The 16,255-nt window shown below is 67.1% G+C and carries 16 protein-coding genes; 9 read left to right on the top strand and 7 right to left on the bottom strand.

What is annotated here, in order from left to right; all coding sequences use genetic code 11:
• The first annotated feature begins 21 nt into the window (after window positions 1-21).
• Together CAL12_RS19560 and ligA are read left to right on the top strand one after the other, a co-directional pair.
• Window positions 22-1,251 carry a cell division protein ZipA C-terminal FtsZ-binding domain-containing protein gene (locus CAL12_RS19560; protein ID WP_232464570.1) on the top strand — a complete coding sequence of 410 codons (1,230 nt, stop codon included), beginning with the start codon at window positions 22-24 and terminating at the stop codon, window positions 1,249-1,251.
• Window positions 1,248-3,353, top strand: coding sequence for an NAD-dependent DNA ligase LigA (gene ligA, locus CAL12_RS19555; protein WP_086066150.1), 2,106 nt, complete (start codon window positions 1,248-1,250; stop codon window positions 3,351-3,353). The genes CAL12_RS19560 and ligA overlap by 4 nt, the downstream gene beginning before the upstream one ends.
• A gap of 121 nt (window positions 3,354-3,474) precedes the next feature.
• Here the strand turns inward: ligA and CAL12_RS19550 are convergent, their stop codons facing one another.
• From CAL12_RS19550 to CAL12_RS19540, 3 genes are read right to left on the bottom strand one after another with little or no spacing between them, the layout of a single operon-like run.
• Entirely contained in the window at window positions 3,475-4,251 is a 777-nt protein-coding gene (locus CAL12_RS19550; protein ID WP_086066149.1) for a peptidylprolyl isomerase, read from the bottom strand.
• Window positions 4,252-4,261: 10 nt separating this feature from the next.
• Window positions 4,262-4,528: a BolA family protein gene (locus tag CAL12_RS19545; protein ID WP_086066148.1), complete on the bottom strand. Its 267-nt coding sequence runs from the start codon at window positions 4,526-4,528 to the stop codon at window positions 4,262-4,264.
• A gap of 20 nt (window positions 4,529-4,548) precedes the next feature.
• The gene (locus tag CAL12_RS19540) at window positions 4,549-5,133 is read right to left on the bottom strand and encodes a septation protein A (RefSeq protein WP_086066147.1); all 585 of its coding nucleotides are present in this window, start codon (window positions 5,131-5,133) and stop codon (window positions 4,549-4,551) included.
• 90 nt (window positions 5,134-5,223) lie between these two features.
• Here CAL12_RS19540 and CAL12_RS19535 point away from each other — a divergent pair, with 90 nt between their 5' ends.
• The 7 genes from CAL12_RS19535 to CAL12_RS19505 all read left to right on the top strand — a co-directional run bounded on the left by CAL12_RS19535 (window position 5,224) and on the right by CAL12_RS19505 (window position 12,186).
• Window positions 5,224-5,901 (top strand): energy-coupling factor ABC transporter ATP-binding protein, encoded by a 678-nt coding sequence (locus CAL12_RS19535; protein WP_086066146.1) that lies wholly within the window; start codon window positions 5,224-5,226, stop codon window positions 5,899-5,901.
• On the top strand, window positions 5,898-6,494 hold the full coding sequence (locus CAL12_RS19530) for an energy-coupling factor transporter transmembrane component T family protein (RefSeq protein ID WP_086066145.1): 597 nt from the start codon (window positions 5,898-5,900) through the stop codon (window positions 6,492-6,494). Before CAL12_RS19535 ends, CAL12_RS19530 begins: the two co-directional genes overlap by 4 nt.
• A 36-nt stretch (window positions 6,495-6,530) precedes the next feature.
• Window positions 6,531-7,082 carry a biotin transporter BioY gene (locus tag CAL12_RS19525; protein ID WP_086066144.1) on the top strand — a complete coding sequence of 184 codons (552 nt, stop codon included), beginning with the start codon at window positions 6,531-6,533 and terminating at the stop codon, window positions 7,080-7,082.
• Between the two features lie 145 nt (window positions 7,083-7,227).
• Window positions 7,228-8,388, top strand: coding sequence for an ABC transporter substrate-binding protein (locus CAL12_RS19520; protein WP_086067993.1), 1,161 nt, complete (start codon window positions 7,228-7,230; stop codon window positions 8,386-8,388).
• A gap of 76 nt (window positions 8,389-8,464) precedes the next feature.
• Window positions 8,465-9,505 carry a branched-chain amino acid ABC transporter permease gene (locus CAL12_RS19515; protein WP_086066143.1) on the top strand — a complete coding sequence of 347 codons (1,041 nt, stop codon included), beginning with the start codon at window positions 8,465-8,467 and terminating at the stop codon, window positions 9,503-9,505.
• Window positions 9,506-9,508: 3 nt separating this feature from the next.
• A complete protein-coding gene (locus CAL12_RS19510; protein ID WP_086066142.1) occupies window positions 9,509-11,362 on the top strand; it encodes a branched-chain amino acid ABC transporter ATP-binding protein/permease in 1,854 nt (617 codons plus the stop codon).
• Window positions 11,359-12,186 carry an ABC transporter ATP-binding protein gene (locus tag CAL12_RS19505; RefSeq protein ID WP_086066141.1) on the top strand — a complete coding sequence of 276 codons (828 nt, stop codon included), beginning with the start codon at window positions 11,359-11,361 and terminating at the stop codon, window positions 12,184-12,186. Before CAL12_RS19510 ends, CAL12_RS19505 begins: the two co-directional genes overlap by 4 nt.
• Window positions 12,187-12,260: 74 nt before the next feature.
• Here CAL12_RS19505 and pepE read toward each other — a convergent pair whose 3' ends face one another.
• From pepE to CAL12_RS19485, 4 genes are read right to left on the bottom strand one after another with little or no spacing between them, the layout of a single operon-like run.
• Window positions 12,261-12,947 (bottom strand): dipeptidase PepE, encoded by a 687-nt coding sequence (gene pepE, locus CAL12_RS19500; RefSeq protein ID WP_086067992.1) that lies wholly within the window; start codon window positions 12,945-12,947, stop codon window positions 12,261-12,263.
• Between the two features lie 5 nt (window positions 12,948-12,952).
• Complete coding sequence (locus CAL12_RS19495; protein WP_086066140.1) at window positions 12,953-13,642, bottom strand: AroM family protein; 690 nt, start codon at window positions 13,640-13,642, stop codon at window positions 12,953-12,955.
• Between the two features lie 21 nt (window positions 13,643-13,663).
• Complete coding sequence (locus CAL12_RS19490; protein WP_086066139.1) at window positions 13,664-14,596, bottom strand: DUF1177 domain-containing protein; 933 nt, start codon at window positions 14,594-14,596, stop codon at window positions 13,664-13,666.
• Window positions 14,597-14,605: 9 nt separating this feature from the next.
• Window positions 14,606-16,246 carry an OPT/YSL family transporter gene (locus CAL12_RS19485; protein WP_086066138.1) on the bottom strand — a complete coding sequence of 547 codons (1,641 nt, stop codon included), beginning with the start codon at window positions 16,244-16,246 and terminating at the stop codon, window positions 14,606-14,608.
• Window positions 16,247-16,255: the final 9 nt, after the last annotated feature.

Below are 16,255 nucleotides of genomic sequence, written 5' to 3'. Positions count from 1 at the left end.
CCAAAGGCGCGGAATTGATACATGAGTGATTTGCAGATCGGGCTGATCGTCCTTGGCGTCCTGCTCATCCTGATGGTGCTGGGTTTCAACTGGTGGCAGGATAGGCGGGTGCGGCGCAAGATGCAGGCGCACTTCCCCAGCAACGAGCACGATCCCCTGCTGGGGGCCGGCGCGCATGATGGCGGGACGCCGCATGGCGCTTCCCGCGGCGCGTCCGGTGCCTATACCGGGTCCACCGGGTCCAGCGGCTACACCGGTCATGCCGGGCAGCCGGATCCCGCCAGCCATGCCAAGCAGCCGTCGCAGCGTCGCGAGCCGGGACTGGGCGTCGGCGGTTCGGCGGGTGATGCCGCCTACCCCGGCGGCCATTCGGCGAGCCATTCGGCAAGCCATTCGGCGGCCCATTCCGCGGCTGCGGCGGCTACGCCCTCGCATCCGGACGGCGATGATGGCGATGAAGCCGATCCGGCGTGCGAAGTCGTGATCGAAATCACCTTCGCCGAGCCCGTGCGCGGCGGCGATCTGCTGCCCGTCACGCAAAGCATGCGCTCGGCCGGCCGCAAGCCCATGCGCGTGTTCGGCCAGACCGACGACCAGCGCCACCGCGCGCGGCTGCGCGGCGAAGAGCGCTACAGCTCCCTGCAGGTCGCCGTGCTGCTGGCCAATCGCACGGGCCCGCTGACGGCGATCGAATGGTCGCAGGCCTGGGCCCGCGCGCAGGATCTGGGCGAGCGTTTCGATGCCGCCATAGAAGGTCCGGATCAACAGGCGGTGCTCGAACAGGCGGCGCGCCTGGACGATACCTGCGCGGCGCTGGACACCCAGGTCGGCCTGACGCTGCTGCTCGGCGGCGCGCAGCCCGCCGCCGAAGTGCTCTCCATCGCGCGCGACCTGGGTTTCATCCATGACGGCCCGCGCGTGGTGTGGATGTCCGACATAGGGTTGCCGCGCTTCACGCTGACGCGCGGCGACGGCGCCGCCTTCGATGCCGGTGTCGGTGGCGTCGAGCGCTTGAACCTGCTCCTGGACGTGCCTTGCAGCCCGCCCGACGAGCGCGCCTTCGGCCGCATGGTCGATGTGGGCCGGCAACTGGCGCAGCGCCTGCGCGCCGAACTGGTCGACGACCAGGGCAAGCCGCTGGCCGATGCGTCCGTCGCCGTGATCGATGAGCGCCTGCAAGTCCTGTTCGGACAATTGGAGCAGGCCGGCCTGCGCGCCGGCAGCCCGCGTGCGCTGCGGGTGTTTTCGTGAAGGCAGGCAAGGACACCCGCGCCGCGCAGGAAGAAATCGCGCGGCTGCGCGTGGAAATCGAGCAGCACAATTACCGGTATTACGTCGAAGACGCGCCCAGCGTTTCCGATGCCGAATACGACGGCCTGATGCGCCGGCTGGAAGCGCTGGAAAAAGACCATCCCGAGCTCGTCACGCCGGAGTCGCCCACGCAACGCGTGGGCGCGACGCCGTTGGCGGCGTTCGGCGCGGTCACCCATGCCGTGCCCATGCTGTCGCTGGGCAATGCCTTCGACGAAGAAGAAGTCCGCGCCTTCGACAAGCGGGTCACGGACACGCTGCGGTCTTCCGGCCAGTTGGGGCCGACCGCCGAGCCCGACTATTTCTGCGAACTCAAGCTGGACGGGCTGGCCATCAGCCTGCGCTACGAAGACGGCAAGCTTGCACAGGCCGCCACCCGCGGCGACGGCCAGACCGGGGAAGACGTCACCGCCAACATCCGCACCATCCGTTCCATCCCACTTCAGCTGAAGGCGGGCGCGCCCCGCGTGCTGGAGGTGCGCGGCGAAGTGCTGATGAACCGCCGCGAGTTCGAGCGACTGAACGAAGCCCAGGCGGCGCGCGGCGAGAAGGTGTTCGTCAATCCGCGCAATGCGGCGGCAGGCAGCCTGCGGCAACTGGATCCCAAGATCACGGCGCAGCGGCCCTTGCGCTTCTTCGCCTACGGTTGGGGCGAGGTGCACGGGCTTGCGGGACGCCAGGCCGGCAAGTTCGACGAACCGGCGCCGGGCACCCGCGAGACTTCCACGCTGCCGCGCGAATCGCATGGCGCGATGCTGGATTGGCTGGCCGAACTGGGCCTGCCCATCAATACCCAGCACAACCGCAAGGCGCGCGGCGCGGACGGCTTGCTGGATTTCTACGCCCGGGTCGCGAAGCTGCGGCCCACGCTGGCCTATGACATCGACGGCGTGGTGTACAAGGTCGACTCGCTGCCGGCGCAGAAGGTGCTGGGTTTCGTGGCGCGGGCGCCGCGCTTCGCCCTGGCGCACAAATATCCCGCCGAAGAGGCCACCACCACGCTGCAGGATATCGAAGTGCAGGTGGGGCGTACCGGCGCGATTACGCCGGTGGCCCGCCTGCAGCCGGTGTTCGTCGGTGGAGTGACGGTCACCAATGCGACCCTGCACAATGAAGACGAGATCCGCCGCAAGGATGTGCGCATCGGCGATACCGTCATCGTGCGGCGGGCCGGCGACGTCATCCCTGAAGTGGTGGGACCGGTGCTGGAAAAGCGGCCTGCCGATGCACGCGAATTCAGCATGGTCACCGCCTGTCCGGTCTGCGGCTCGGCCATCGAGCGGCCGGAAGGCGAGGCGATCGCCCGTTGCACGGGCGGCCTGTTCTGCGCGGCGCAGCGCAAGCAGACGCTGCTGCATGCGGCCGGACGCAAGGCCCTGGATATCGAGGGGCTGGGCGAAAAACTGGTCGACCAACTCGTCGAACGCGGCCGGGTCAAGTCCCTGGCGGATATCTACAGCCTGACCGTGGAAGAGCTTGCCGGCTTGGACCGCATGGGCGCGAAGTCGGCCGAAAACCTGGTGCACGCCATCGACAAGGCGCGCAAGCCGACGTTGGGCCGCCTGCTGTTCGCGCTCGGCATCCGCCACGTCGGCGAAACGACGGCTCGCGATGTCGCCCGGCATTTCGGCGATATGGACGCCATCATGGATGCCAGCGAAGAGCAGTTGCTGGAAGTGGCCGATGTAGGGCCCGCGGTGGCGGCATCCATCCATCGCTTCTTCGCCGAGCATCACAATCGCGACATCGTCGAAGCGCTGCGGCAGCAGGGGGTGCATCCGGTGGCCGAAGCCGCCGCGCGTACCGGCGGCCTGTCGGGCAAGACCTTCGTCCTGACCGGCACCTTGCCGAACTGGACGCGCGAGGAAGCCACCAGCCATATCCTGGCCGCGGGTGGCAAGGTCAGCGGTTCGGTGTCCAAGAAGACGGCCTATGTCGTCGCGGGCGCGGAGGCCGGCAGCAAGCTGGCCAACGCCGAGAAGCTGGGTGTGCCGGTGCTGGACGAGGACGGGCTCAAGCAGTTGCTGGGTGTGAAGGATTGACCGGACCGACGCACAAAGCACAGCGAACGACGCACACCACTCGCGACAGTAAAAGCAAAGCCCCGCCGATAGGCGGGGCTTTCTGCTGACGGCGCGGCCGCAAGGCCGCGGCCTGGTCCGCTTACTGTACCTTGGCCTGCTCGCGCAGCGACTTCTGGTAGTTGGCCAGCAGTTGCTGACGCAGCATTTCTTCCAGTTGCGGGCGCACCTGATCCAGCGGCGGGAATTCCACCGGGCGGGTATCTTCCACCTGGATGATGTGCCAGCCATACTGGGTCTGCACCGGCTTGTCGGCCAGTTGACCCTTCTGCAGCGACGTCACGGCCTGGGCGAAAGGCGGAACGTAGTTGGTGGCCGGCGCCCAGCCCAGATCGCCACCCTTTTCGGCGCTGCCGGGATCCTTGGATTCCTTCTTGGCGGCGTCTTCGAATTTCAGCTTGCCGCTCTTGATCTGGGCGAGCAGGTCGTTGGCGGTCTTTTCATCCGAAACCAGGATGTGGCGGACCTTGTATTCCTGCTTGCCGGCCTGCTGTTGCTTGACCTCGTTGTATTCGTCCTGCACCTGTTTGTCCGTAACCGGATGCTTTTGCAGGTAGTCGGCCATCAGGGCGCGAACCAGGATGCCTTGGCGGGCCAGCTCGACTTCGGTCTGCACGTCCGGCTGCTTGGCGATGCCGGCCTTTTCGGCGGCCTGCACGAACACCTGGCGGTTGATCATTTCCTGCTTGACCTGATCGCGCAGCTGAGGCGAATCCGTCGCACCCTGACTGACGAGCAGTTTCACGAACTGGTCGAGGCTTTTTTGGGTAATGGGTTTGCCGTTCACCGTCGCCACGTTCTGGGCAAAAGCGGGGGCGGCAATCACGCAGGCCGCCACCAGCAGGATAAAGCGTTTCATGTAGGTCCTTTCAAGGAGTACGGGTTTCCAGCGCAAGCGCGTGGATGGGGTAGGGCATTAAATCATTCAAATGATCATACACCAGGCGATGTCGCGCCACGGGTGACAGCCCTGCGAATCGGGCGGATGTAATCCGCACTGTGAAGTGCGAAGCGCCGCCATGCGCGCCTGCGTGTCCCGCATGAAGATGGGAGTCGTCCTGTATGTCGAGCGCCACCGGTGCGAGTGCTTGCAAGCGTTCGCGGATGGTAGCAGCGACGTCGGTGATATCAGTCATGGAAAGTTAAGCAAATCTATTCAACGTTTACCGGCGTCGCCGCCGCTATCGTCGGGCGCTTCGCCCGCCGAGGGTTGCAGATGCCGCCCCAGCCACAGCGATTGCGCCAGGACGAAAACGATCATCAAGCCCATCAATCCGAACGCCTTGAAGGTGACCCATTCGGATTCGGAAAAATGGCCGGAGAACGCCACGTAGAGATTGGCCGCGCCGGCGATCAGGAAAAATACCGCCCAGGTGGCGTTCAGTTTGTCCCACACCGCGTCGGGCAGCGCAATCTGCTTTTCCAGCAGGCGGCGCACCAGATTGCGCTTGAATACCCATCGGCCGATCAGCAGCGCGCCGCCGAATAACCAGTACAGCACCGTGGGTTTCCATTTGATGAATACGTCGCTGTGCAGCCATAAGGTCGCGCCGCCGAAAACCACGATGACCGTCAGATTGATCCAGTGCATGACCTCGATCGGCCGCCCGGTCAGGCGCAGCCACAGGATCTGCAGGACGGACGCCGTTATCGCCACCGCCGTGGCCGTATAGATCCCGGCGTAGCGATAGGCGATGAAAAACAGCAGCAGCGGAAACAGGTCGAATAAAAACTTCTTCATTCTTCAGCAAATTCGGATTTCAATACCGGCGGATGCCATGACTGCCCGGAATTCCGGTCCGGCGAGCGGGTTCGGGCATAATCGCGCCCCATGTTAATCGAGTTTGATCATGCCGTCGTGACGACGCCCCGCGCGCAGATTCTGCATGGGGTGAGCGCGGTGCTGAGCGAACGCCGCGTCGGGATCGTCGGCCCCAACGGCGCGGGCAAGAGTACGCTGGCACGGCTGGTCAACGGTCTGGTGTTGCCCACGTCCGGCGCGGTGCGCGTCAACGGCCTCGACACCCGCGCCGCCACGCGCGAAGTACGGCGTGACGTCGGCTTTGTTTTCCAGAATCCCGAAAACCAGATCGTCTTCCCCATTGTGCGGGAAGACATGGAATTCGGCCTGAAGGCCCGTGTGGCGGACAAGGCGGCGCGGCAGGTCCGCGCGACCGCCCAGCTCGATGCCCTGGGCATCGGGCACCTGGCGGACCGGGCCAGCCACACGCTGTCCGGCGGCGAGCGGCAGTTGGTGGCGCTGGCTGCCGTGCTGGTCACGCACCCCAAGGTGGTGGTGTTCGACGAGCCGACCACGCAGCTGGACCTGCGCAACCGCAACCGGGTGCGCGCGGCCATCGGCGCCCTGGCCTGCGATGCCGTCGTGGTCAGCCACGACCTCGATCTGCTCGACGATTTCGATCGCGTGCTGGTGATCGTCGACGGGCGGGTGGCCGCCGACGACCGGCCGGCGGCCGCGTTGCGCTGGTACCGGGAGCATTGCGCATGATGGAGCCTCTATATGTAGAAGGCGATCGCTGGCTGCAGCGCATGCCCGCGCCCTGCAAGATGGTGGCGCTGCTGGTCGCCGGGGCGTTGCTGTTCCTGGTGCATCGCCTGGATGTCCTGGCCCTGGCCTGCGCCTGCGGCATGCTGCTGGTGGCGTTATCGGGCGTGGGAGCGGGCGCGCTATGGCGCCATGTGCGCGGACTCGTGGCGATACTCGCGGTGGTGGGCGCATGCACGGCCTGGTTCGATGGCTGGACGCGCGCGGCCGAAGTCCTGCTGCGCGTGTCGGCGCTGGTCGCCCTGGCCCTGGCGGTCACCCTGACCACCCGCACCAGCGACCTGATACGCGTCTGCGAGCAGGCGCTCCGTCCCCTGGACAAGCTGGGCTGGGTGGACGCGGAGCGGGTGGCGCTCGCGCTGGCGTTGACCTTGCGATTCATCCCGGAAATCTGGCGCAACTATCAGGAAATCCGTGAGGCGCAGGCGGCCCGGGGCTTGTCGCGCAATGCCCTGGCGCTGACCGTGCCGCTCCTGGTACGCACCTTCAAACGCGCCGAGGAAGTCGCGGACGCCATCGATACGCGCGGCGGCTGACCCGGATTCTTTCGACTTGCCTCAAGGAGAGCGCGCATGCGCACCCGCAATACCGTAACGGTCGCCTTGTTCGCGGCGTTCATCGTGGTGTTGAGCCTGGCCCCGCCGATACCGGTACCCGCGCTGCCGGTCCCCATTACCTTGCAGGCGCTGGGTGTCATGCTGGCGGGATGCATGCTGGGGCCGGCGCGCGGCACCGCGGCTGTGGCGCTGTATCTGCTCCTGGCCGCGATCGGCTTGCCCGTGTTGCCCGGGGGCCGTGGTGGCCTGGGCGTCTACGCGGGGCCCACCGGTGGATTCCTGATCGGGATGCTGGTGGGCGCCGCGCTGTGCGGCGCCATGGCGCAGCGCGTGGCGCTTTCCGGCGCCGGCACCGTGCCGGCCATGCTGGGATATTTCGCGGCCGCGCTGTGCGGCGGCCTGCTCGTCGTCTATGCCGTGGGCATTCCCTGGTTGGCCGCCATCGCAGGCATGACGCTGGGCAAGGCGGCGCTGGCCATGGCGGTGTTCCTGCCCGGCGACATCGCCAAGGCGGTGCTGGCGGCCGTGGTGACGCAGCGGGTGCGGCGGGTCTGGACCTTCTCCTAGGGTGATTACTTACCCGCGTCGGAGGAGGCGATTTGATACGGTTTTGAACCTATAATCCGTTTTTCTGTATAGCTTGCCGACCAAACCATATGTTGTAGCCGCCGGACGCGCGACATGCCGCCGGCTCTTTCCGGAGACTTCAATGATGCATCCCAAACATAAAACACGCATCGCGGCCGCGGCTTTGGCGCTGGCCCTGCCTTTGATGGCGCAGGCGCAGGTCAAGGTCGGCGTCACCCTTTCCAGCACCGGCCCCGCCGCGTCGCTGGGCATTCCGGAACGCAACACGGTGGCCTTGCTGCCCAAGGAAGTGGCGGGGCAGAAGATCGAGTGGATCGTGCTGGACGACGCGACCGACACGACGCAGGCCGTCAAGAACATGCGCAAGTTCGTCAGCGAGGACAAGGTGGACGTGGTCATCGGAAGCTCCGTCACGCCATCTTCGTTGGCGATGGTGGACGTGGCCGGCGAAACCAGCACGCCCATGGTCAGCGTGGCCGCCAGTGTCAAGATCGTCGATCCCGTGGACGGCCCGCGCAAGTGGGCGTTCAAGACGCCGCAGAACGACGCCCTGATGGCCGGCGCGCTGGCCGACGCGATGGTCAAGGGCAAGGTCAAGACGCTGGGCTTCATCGGCTTTGCCGATGCCTACGGCGACAGCTGGCTCCAGGAAATCAAGAACGCCACTGAAAAGAAGGGCATCAAACTGGTCGCCGTCGAAAAATACGGCCGGACCGACACCAGCGTGACGGGCCAGGTGCTGAAGCTGGTCAGCGCGCGTCCCGACGCGGTGCTGATCGCCGGCTCCGGCACGCCGGCCGCGCTGCCGCAGAAGGAATTGCGCGCGCGCAACTACGGCGGCCTGATCTACCAGACGCACGGCGTGGCCAACGGCGACTTCCTGCGCGTGTGCGGCAAGGATTGCGAAGGCATGCTGCTGCCCGCCGGCCCGCTGCTGGTGGCCGACCAGCTGCCGGACAGCAACCCGGTGAAGAAGTCCGCGCTGGCCTACGTGGCCGCCTATGAAAAGGCGCACGGCGCCGGTTCGGTCAGCACCTTCGGCGGCCATCTGTGGGATGCCGGCCAACTGGTCCTGGCGGCCGTGCCCGTCGCGCTGACGACGGCCAAGCCCGGCACGCCGGAATTCCGCGTCGCGATGCGCGACGCCCTGGAAAACATCAAGAACCTGGCGGCCTCTCAAGGCGTGTTCAATATGAGCCCCACCGATCACGCCGGCTTCGACGAACGCGCCCGTGTCATGGTCAAGGTGCAGAACGGCAAGTGGGTCTACCAGCCGGGACTCTGACCCGCCAACTTGATGCCGGCCGTTCCGCGCGCGACGCATGGCTCGCGCGCGGCGGCCTGACACGGTAAAGCCAACGATGGATTCCTCGATAGCGTTCATCCTGTTGCAGGACGGCGTGGTCAGCGGCTCGATCTATGCCCTGCTGGGTATGGCGCTGGTGCTGGTCTTCGCCGTGACGCGTGTGATCTTCATCCCGCAGGGCGAGTTCGTCGCTTTCGGGGCCCTGACGCTGGCCATGCTGGTGGACGGCAAATTGCCCGGCACGGTCTACTTGCTGCCCTTGCTGGGCGGCGTGGTGTTCCTGCTCGAACTGGGTCGCGCCTTGCGCCTGCGCAGCGGCGCCGCGCTGCCCAGGGCTTTCCTGGCCAACGTGGTGCTGCCGGCCGTGCTGTTCTGGCTGACCAGCCGCCTGACCGGCGCGGACACGCCGCTGTGGCGCAATATGGTCCTGACGCTGCTGCTGATCGTGCCGATGGGGCCGATGGTGTATCGCATCGTGTACCAGCCGCTGGCGGAAGCGAGCGTGCTGGTGTTGCTGATCACGTCGGTGGCGGTGCATTTCGTGCTGGTCGGCATGGGACTGGTATTTTTCGGCGCCGAAGGCTGGCGCACGCCCGCCTTCGTCGACGGGCAGGTGGACCTGGGCGTGACCATGTGGTCCGCGCAGAGCCTGTTCGTGGTGGCGACCTCGCTGGTGTTGATCCTGGCGCTGTGGCTGTTCTTCGGCAAGACGCTGTATGGCCGCGCCTTGCGCGCCACGGCGGTGAACCGGCGCGGCGCGCGGCTGGTGGGCATCAGCAGCACCATTTCAGGCAGCATCACCTTCACGCTGGCGGCCTTGATGGGCGCCATTTCCGGCATCCTGATCGCGCCCGTCACCACCATCTACTACGACACGGGTTTCCTGATCGGCCTGAAAGGCTTCGTCGGCGCGATCATCGGCGCGCTGGCCAGCTATCCGGTCGCGGCGGCCGGCGCGCTGCTGGTGGGGCTGCTGGAATCGTTCTCGTCCTTCTGGGCCAGCGCGTACAAGGAAGTGATCGTCTTCACCCTGATCATCCCGGTGCTGCTGTGGCTGTCGCTGCGCGGCGGCGGACATTCCGAGGCCGAGGAATAAGCCATGACGACGCAATTCGCCCGGCGCCTGCCTCTGCTGGTCTTCGTCGTGCTTCTGGCATTGCTGCCCATGTTCGCGTCGACGCCCGAATTCTGGATCACGCAGCTCAATTACATCGGGCTGGCCAGCCTGGTGGTGCTGGGGCTGGTGGTGCTGACCGGCGTGAGCGGGCTGACGTCCTTCGGGCAGGCCGCCTTCGTCGGCATCGGCGCTTACGCGACTGCCTGGCTGACCACCGCGCAGGGATGGTCGCCGTGGCTGGGACTGCTGGCCGGGCTGCTGCTGACGGGACTGGTCGCATGGATGCTGGGCGCCATCACGTTGCGGCTGTCGGGGCATTACCTGCCTTTGGGCACCATCGCGTGGTGCCTCGCACTGTTCTACCTGTACGGCACCGTGGACGCCTTGGGACGCCACGATGGCATCGCCGGCATCGCGCCGCTGACGGTCTTCGGCGTGTCGCTGGCCAGCGGCCGCCATATCTATTATCTGATCTGGATACTGGTGCTGGCCGCCGTGTGGGCCACCGGCAACCTGCTCGATTCACGTCCGGGCCGCGCTATCCGGGCCTTGCGCAACGGCGCCGGGATGGCGGAATCCATGGGCGTGGACACGCGGCGCTACAAGGTGATCGTCTTCGTGTACGCGGCCCTGCTGGCCAGCCTGTCGGGCTGGCTGTACGCCCATATGCAGCGCGCGGTCAGTCCCAGTCCGTTCGGCCTGAACTACGGTATCGAGTACCTGTTCATGGCGGTGGTGGGGGGCGCGGCCCATGTGTGGGGTGCGCTGCTCGGTTCGGCGATCATCCTGGTGTTGAAGGATCAGATCCAGAACGTGCTGCCGCGCTTGTTCGACACCACCGCGAACTTCGAGATGATCGTTTTCGGCGTGCTGCTGATCCTGATGCTGCAGTATGCGCGCGATGGGGTCTGGCCCATGGTGGCATCGGGCTGGCGGCGCCTGGCCGGCGGCAACGACAAGGCGCGCGGGCGCGCCGCGCCGCCCGTGGCGCCCGATCTGCCGCGCCGTTCGCGTCCGGCACCGGGGCAGGTGGTGCTGGACGTCGACGCCGTACGCAAGACCTTTGGCGGGCTGGTGGCGGTCAACGATATCTCGTTCAAGGTGCGCGCGGGCGAAATCATGGGCCTGATCGGTCCCAACGGCGCGGGCAAGAGCACGACCTTCAACCTGATCACCGGCGTGCTGCCCTGCACGCGCGGCGCGGTCAGCTTCCTGGGCGACCGTATCGAGCGGCTGTCGGCGCGCGAGATCGCGCGGCGCGGCGTGGGGCGCACGTTCCAGCACGTGCAGCTGCTGCCCGGCATGACGGTGCTGGAAAACGTCGCGCTGGGCGCGCACCTGCGTGCCGATGTCGGCGTGTTGGCCGGCGCCCTGCGGGCGGATCGCGCGGCCGAAGCCCGCCTGCTGCACGAAGCGGCGCGGCAGCTGCAACGCGTCGGCTTGGGCGACTGCATGTACGAACAGGCGGGCAACCTGGCGCTGGGGCAGCAGCGCATCCTGGAAATCGCCCGGGCGCTGGCGGGGGATCCGGTGCTGCTGCTGCTGGACGAGCCCGCCGCCGGGCTGCGCTACAAGGAAAAGCAGGCGCTGGCCGACGTGCTGGCGCAACTGCGCGAAGAGGGCATGAGCATACTGCTGGTTGAACACGATATGGATTTCGTCATGCGCTTGACCAATCACCTGGTGGTCATGGACTTCGGCACCAAGCTGGCGGAAGGCGTGCCGTCCGACATCCAACGGGATCCCGCGGTGCTGGAGGCCTATCTGGGCGGTCTGGACGACGGCGAGGCGACCGCGCCGGCCGCGCGCGGCGCCATGGCGGGGGAAGCGCGATGAGCGGGCAGCATCCAGCGTCGGCGCCGTACGCGGCGTCGTCATCGGCAACGTCGCCGGCATCGACATCGGCGGCCGCGGCCGGCGCCGCCCCGCTATTGCGCGTGGAAGGCCTGGCCGCCCGCTACGGCAAGGTCGGCGCCTTGTCGCCCGTTACCCTGGCGGTCTCGGCCGGCAGCATCGTCACGGTGATCGGCGCCAACGGCGCCGGCAAGTCGACGATGTTGAACGCCATCATGGGCGCCTTGCCCCTGACGGGACACGCCAGCGGGTCCGTACTGCTGGATGGGCAGGACGTCTCCGCCTGGCCCGTGGAACGACGCGTGGCGGCAGGCATGTCGCTGGTGCCGGAAAAACGCGAACTGTTCGCCAGCATGTCGGTGGAAGACAATCTGCTCCTGGGCGGCTTCCGGCGTTATCGCATGCGCGAGGCCGGCTGGCGAGCCAGCATGCAGGACGTCTATGAATTGTTCCCGCGCCTGAAGGAGCGACGCGCGCAACAGGCGGGCACCTTGTCCGGCGGCGAACGCCAGATGCTGGCGGTGGGGCGCGCGCTGATGGCCAAGCCGCGCCTGTTGATGCTGGATGAGCCCAGCCTCGGGCTGGCGCCGCGCATCGTCCGCGAGATATTCCATATCATCGCGCGGCTGCGCGAGGGCGGTGTGTCAATCCTGCTGGTCGAGCAGAACGCCCGCGCTGCCCTGCAGGTGGCGGACCAGGGCTATGTGCTGGAAACCGGAGAGGTCGTACTGTCCGGCGCCGCCGCCGAACTGGCGAACAATCCGCGCGTCGTCGAAAGCTATCTGGGCCTGGGCAAGGCCGGTTGAGGCGTCCCGATGTGGCCGCCTGGCCGGGGCGCCTGGCAGGGGGCGCCTGGCCGGGGGCGCCTAGCCGGGGGCGCCTAGCCTATCGCCATCCCTTCGCGCACTTCCTCCGGTGCCTTCCCCTGGCGGAACACATACCCCGTATGCGGGCCGTGAAACGTCATGCGCGCGCCGTCGCCCGCCAACCAATCGCCTTCCGGCAGACCCACCACCGTCGCCGCCGTATTCGCGGCCAGGAATTCCGCGATGCGCTCGTTGCGCGTTTCGCCCTGGTGTCCCGGCGGCAGCGCATTGTTGTAGTGCGGATTGATCTGGAACCCGACCAAGCCCAGCGCGTCGAACCCGCCCGGATCGACGATGGGCATGTCGTTGGTCGTGCACAGTGTCGGGCATGCCAGGTTCGCGCCCGCGCTCCAGCCCGCATAGGGCGTGCCGGCGCGCACGCGTTCCGCGATTGCCTGCAGCCAGCCGCGGCGGCGGCATTCCGCCACCAGTTGGAAGGTATTGCCGCCGCCCACCAGGATCAGCTCGTAAAGTCCGGCGGCATCGGCGTCCACGGTATGCGCGCCGGTGAATTCCCATTCCAGTGCGGCCAGGCTGTTCGCCACGTTGGCGGTGTAATCATCCCAGCTGTTGGTGACGGCGGCAAAGGGCACGAACAGGGTCCTGCGCCGTTCGCCGGCCAGCGCCCGCAGTGGGGCGACCGCATGCGTCAGGTAGCTGCCATCGGGCGAACGCGAATTGCTCAAGAGTAGAAGTTGCATGGACATCAGATGACAAGCTCCGCGACGAGTTTGGCGATCAGGGCGTTGGACAGCACCGTGGGCAGGCCGCTGGCGCGTCGCGCCGCGGCGCGATGCTCTTCGACGAAGCCCATGCAGTCCATCAGCAGCATCCGCGCGCCGCGATCGCGCAGCGTGCGCGCCGCCGCTTCCAGCGTGCGCAGATCATCATCGTAAGGCGAAGCGGCCTCGCACAGCGGCATCCGGGCCAGCATGGAAAACTTACCGGCCTCGCTGGCGGCCTGTTCCGCCAGCGGCACGATGATACCGACCTGGCGTTCGCCGGCCAACGCGGAGGCGGCCGGCGGCACGATACGGTCGGGCTCGACCAGCCAGGCGCGCCGTGTCGCCAGGCCATGGAATTCGCCAGTGCACAGCACCAGGATGACCGTGCAGCCGCTGGCCTCCAGTTCGGCGATCTTGCCCGTCAGCGCGCCCTGGATGGCGGCCTTGTCCAGGATGACCGAACTGCCGTCCAGCAGGCGCGTCACCAGCAAGGGCTGGCCGGGCCGCGGCGCGTAGCGCGATGCGATATCGCTGGCCGACAGGCCGTCCAGCACGCCGACATGGCGGGCCCGCACGCCGGCCGGCAGCGCCGCCTGCAGGATGGGGGTGATGTCGGCGCGCGGCGCCTGTCCGATGGTGATGGTGCCTAGCAAAGGATTGCCGTCCGTCATGTGTGCTCCTTGCGCGCGGGCTTACTGGCGCTTCTGCAGATGCGCCAGCGAGCCGTACATCGCCACCAGCCGGTCGTATTCGCCGGCATCATGGAAACTGCAGGTTCCGCGCGTGAATTCCTTGGCGACTTCCACGGCAAAGCGTACCGTGGCGGCGATGTCGGCTTCGTCGCTGGCGCCGGTGCCGCAGCCCGGCACGACGCTGATCGCCGAAATCGCCACGCCGACGGTGGGCGCCCGCGTCGCGACCGACGGTTGCAGGATGCTGTTCAGGTGGTACACGCCGTTGCCGTAGGGCGTGATGTCCTGCGTGGTGATGGGAAAGGTCACCGCCGGCCGCCCGCTGGTCATTTCCATGATGCGCACCAGGTCCTCCGACACGCGCAGGATATAGCCCTGCTTGACGGTGGGCGAGATCGCGTAGCCCTTGTGGTTCAGGATGCGGTTGCCCTTGGTGGTGTCGATCGACAGCACCGCGTCCATTTCCTCCGACACCTCGTTTTCGTTGAGGGTTTCGGTGTCCATGGGCGAATCCATGAAATCCACGGGCTCGTGCGGACGCGTCGGCGCGTCGGGACAGACGTGCGTGCTGATGACGACGTCGCCAGGCAGGCGGTCGCCCTGCGTGGCCATGTGCGCCAGCTTCAAGGCCGAGGCCACCGCGGCGATCGCGCCGTCGCCATCGGACACCAGGCCGATGCGGCTGGGGCGCGCGCCGATGCCGCCCAGGCGGCCGACGATGCCCAGCGTGGGCGCGGCGCCGCCATTCGTTTTGCCCTCGGTGCCCGGGATTTCGATGCGCACGAAGTCGGTCTTGCCCTTGGGACCGCTGATGGTCTTCACGGCGACCCTGGCGTGCGCGGCATAGGGCTGCAGCAGTTCGACGACCGTCTGGCCGCTGGCGTAGGCGCTGTCGAAGGCCTCGAAGACTTTGAGCGTATGGGTGAGACTCATATTGGATCCTTATTTTCCCTTGGCCTGATACTGGATCAGGGAATTGAAGAAGCTGTACAGCGCATCGCCGGCGATGGAGCCCGCGGCGAAGACCTCCAGGCTGTTGCGCACCTTGTCGCCCCACAGACGCAGCGCGATCACGCGCAGCACGATGCCGGCCAGTACCGCCCAGCCCGCCAGCGGATTGGCAATGAGCAGGCCGGTGGAGAGCAGCACGCCCAGCTGGCGGCGCGGGCCGCCCAGCCACTGGATCAAGGCGCCCGGGATTGCCCATATCAGCAACTGCATGGCCACGCCGGGCGCGACCCCTGCCTTGATGGTGGCAACATAGACCGCGGCGACGGGCGGCGTCAGGCCCTGGTCGAAATAGCTGTGATACGTGAAATACACCATGGGCATGCTGATGACGAAGGCCAGCATGCCGGCGGCCAGCTGCTGGCGCCGGCCATCGAGTTCGAATGCCGGATCCGCGCCGTTGCCGCGCAGCAGGTAGCCCGCCTTCAGGTCGTAGCCCATGTCGGCGAAAGCCGGGCCGGTGGCCGCGGCGAACCCGCACAGGATCACCAGCGCGACTGGCGGGAAGCCGATCAGCATGCCGACCAACAGCGTGATGAGGGCGACCGCGAAGGCGGGGAACCAGCCGGAGTGCATGGCGGCGATGCCGACCAGCAGCTCATGCACGAAGGCGGCGAAGGCGGCATACAGCACGAAGCCGATCAACATGGGCGTGGACATGCCGGTGTACAGGCCGCTGCCCAGCGCCAGGAGGGCGGCAAGCACGATGTAGGCGATCGCGCCCAGCCGCAAGGTGCGGCGCATGTCCTGGATCGTGCGGGTGGGTCCGGACGCCGGTTCCGCTTCGGCGGTGGCCGCCGCCGGCATGGCGTGGCTGTCCCCCGCCGGCGCGGCCGCCCGGTCATCGCCGCCGCGGGCGCGGATCTGCGCGATCACCTGGATCAGCGCGACCATGCCCGCGCCTATCATCAGGCCATGCGGGATATACAGGGCATTGATGTCCCATCCCATGATTGGCTTCGCATAGCCGCGTATCAGCAGCCCGATGCCGAACATCGTCAGCGCCCAGATATTGCCCAGGAAGGCCGTGCCGAACGCCGACATGGGGATGTGCAGCCAGGCGCCGACCAGGCCTACCCCTATGCCTGCCCCGAGCAGCCGCGCCTGCCGCCCGCCGGTGTCGCCAGCCTTGATCGCCTCGGCCGCCGCCACGCCCGGCGGCCATGCGCCCGCGGCGGGGAAGATGCGGCTATCGAACAGCCGGTACAGCAGGTAGCCATCCAGCAACATGGCCGCCGCCACGCCGACGAACATCGGCAGCACCAGGTCCGTGCGGCCGAACAGGTAGGGAATGGCGATGGGCAGCAGCAGGCTGTTGGCCGCGCCGAAGGTCGCCGACGAGATCGCGCTCTGCGCCAGGTTCTGCTCGTGTATCGAACGAAAGCGCGCGAACAGCGCCAGCGGTATGCGCGCCAGGATCATCGCCACCAGCGCGCCGATGATGGACGTATTGGGCGTCACGCCCAGCGAGACCAGCAACTGGATGCCGATGATGGCGCCGAAGACGCTGAGCAGCGCCAGCAATATGAACGTGCCGCCGCTGAACGCGCGCGGGTGAGAGACCGGTTGCCGCATGTGTATTCC

This window comes from Bordetella genomosp. 8, from assembly GCF_002119685.1.
GTDB lineage: Bacteria > Pseudomonadota > Gammaproteobacteria > Burkholderiales > Burkholderiaceae_B > Bordetella_C.
This window is presented reverse-complemented; position numbering and strand designations above follow the sequence as displayed.